Origin of the sequence: Streptomyces alkaliterrae, from assembly GCF_007097205.2 — a bacterium.
Classification (GTDB): Bacteria; Actinomycetota; Actinomycetes; order Streptomycetales; family Streptomycetaceae; genus Streptomyces; species Streptomyces alkaliterrae.
This window is the reverse complement of the sequence record NZ_VJYK02000534.1, coordinates 1-1,942: the sequence shown is the minus strand read 5'-3', so window position 1 is coordinate 1,942 and position 1,942 is coordinate 1. Positions and strand designations below refer to the sequence as shown.

Here is a 1,942-nt window from a genome sequence, read left to right as displayed (position 1 = left end):
GTCGGTGTCGGGAGTGGTGGTGTTCTGGTTCGACTCGGAGCGGGGCGCGTCGAAGGGGTTCGGGTTGTAGTCCTGCCCGCTGGTGTCGGTCGGTCGGGGGTAGTGGCTGCGGCCGTCGGAGCCGTCGGAGCCGGTGTTTCCGTCCGAGCCGTTGGAGGTGGTGGTGTCGCCACCGGCGGGGGTGGTGGAGGTGTTGCCGTTGCCGTTGCTGGTGGAACTGTTGGTTCCGGTGGAGTTGGTGGGGGCGCTGCCGCCGCTGGCGGTCGTGCCGCCGCCGCCCGAGCCGGTGCCTGTGCCGGTGCCGGTGCCGGTGCCACCGCTGCCGCTGCCGCTGCCGCTGCCGCTGCCTGCGTCGCCGGAGCCGGAGCCGGAGCCGGAGCCGGTACCCGTGCCGCCGCTTCCACCGCCGCCGTCGCTGCTGCCGCCGCTACCGGTGCCGCTGCCGGAACTGGAGTCGGAGGTTCCGGAGGAGCCCTCGTTGGTGCCGCTGCCGGAACTGGAGTCGGAGTTCGAGCCGGAGCCGGAGTCGTTGTTGCCCCAGCCCAGGGCGTTGTTGCCGGATCGTTCGATGTTCTGGCGGGCTGTTCCGGCGCCGGAAGAGAGGAAGTTGTCGCGGAAGTTCTCGCCCTTGTTGTCCCACTGGTCCTTGAGTTCCTGGCGGCCGGCGTCGTAGCCCGCGTTGACGGCGTTGCCGACGTCGATGCCGTCCTGGGCGCCGAAGTGGACGTTGGTGGCCTGCCGCATCAGGTCCTGGGCGATGGCCTGGATGGCCTTCATCGCGGTTTCGCGTAGGGCGTCGACGATGGTGCTGACGATGGCGTCGCGCAGCATTTTCAGCAGCTGTCGGACGACAAGTCTGATGGCCTGGGTGATACCGGCGCTGGCGACGGCGGATATTCCGAGTGTGAACGGGGCGGCCGCCGCGGCGGCTATCAATTGGACCGCTAGGATGATGAGTTGGATGATGACGGCGATCTTGCAGGCGATGACGATCGCCGCGACGGCGTCCAGGGCGAAGGCCACGATGAGCGCGGCGGTCCGCGCGTCGTCGAAGTAGCCGCGCTCGCTGCCGGAAAACTCGCGCCACGCCTCGTCGAAGCCCTCGACCGACTTGCCGTAGTTCTCGGAGAGCACGTTGCCGGCGGATCTGTTGCCGGTCGCCTGGAGTGATTCCAGGTCCACGGCGAACTGGCGCCAGGCCTGGGCGGACTCCATGAGCTTGTCCTCGTTGGCCTCGGGCCAGTTGAAGCCCAGGATGTTGAGGACCCACTCAAGCTCTTCAGGCAACATGATCGCCATGACAGAACTCCCCCGAACAGCTGACCTACCGCGAGCACGCCGACCCTACCGCCGCGCGGAGGTCCGACCGTAACCACCCTGACCTGGGGCGAGAGCCGGCCGCAAGCTCTGGTGACGGACGCGCACAGGGCCGTTACATCCCGCTGCCGGGGTCGGGGGAGTTCGACGGCTATTCGACGGTTAACGGGTAACGGCGCCCGTTTTCAGCGGTCTTGTGGTCACAGCGCTTCGTCGGGCAGCTGGTCGTGGTGGTGTGCGAGGCGGGCGACGAGGGGGTGGTCGGCGGCGAGGGGCGCGTCGTCGATCCGGGCGATGGGGCGGACGCCGGTGACGGCGTTGGTGGCGAAGGCGGCGTCGACACCGGTGAGGTCGGCTGGCGTCAGACGGACGGCGGTGTGGCCGAACTCGTCGGCGAGGAGGCGCATCGTGATGCCGGGCAGCACGTCGGCGTCGGGCCACAGCACCTGGTCGTCGCGTACGAGGCCGAGGTTCCAGGTGGCGCCTTCGCTGAGGGTTCCGGCGCGGTCGACGAAGAGCGCGTCGTCGTGGCCGGCGCGGCGGACGGCGCGGAGGTGGTGGACGGCACCGAAGAGGCCGACGTGTTTGACGTGCGGCAGGTCGCGTTCGTAGGTGACCGTGGCGA

The 1,942-nt window shown here is 69.3% G+C and carries 2 protein-coding genes; both read right to left on the bottom strand.

Going from position 1 to position 1,942, the window contains the following annotated elements; all coding sequences use genetic code 11:
* A partial coding sequence (locus tag FNX44_RS26500; protein WP_143651509.1) for a WXG100-like domain-containing protein occupies nt 1–1,299 on the bottom strand: 1,299 nt, incomplete at its 3' end.
* Nucleotides 1,300–1,517: 218 nt separating this feature from the next.
* On the bottom strand, nt 1,518–1,942 hold a 425-nt coding region (locus FNX44_RS26495; RefSeq protein WP_173019303.1), incomplete at its 5' end, for an aminotransferase class IV.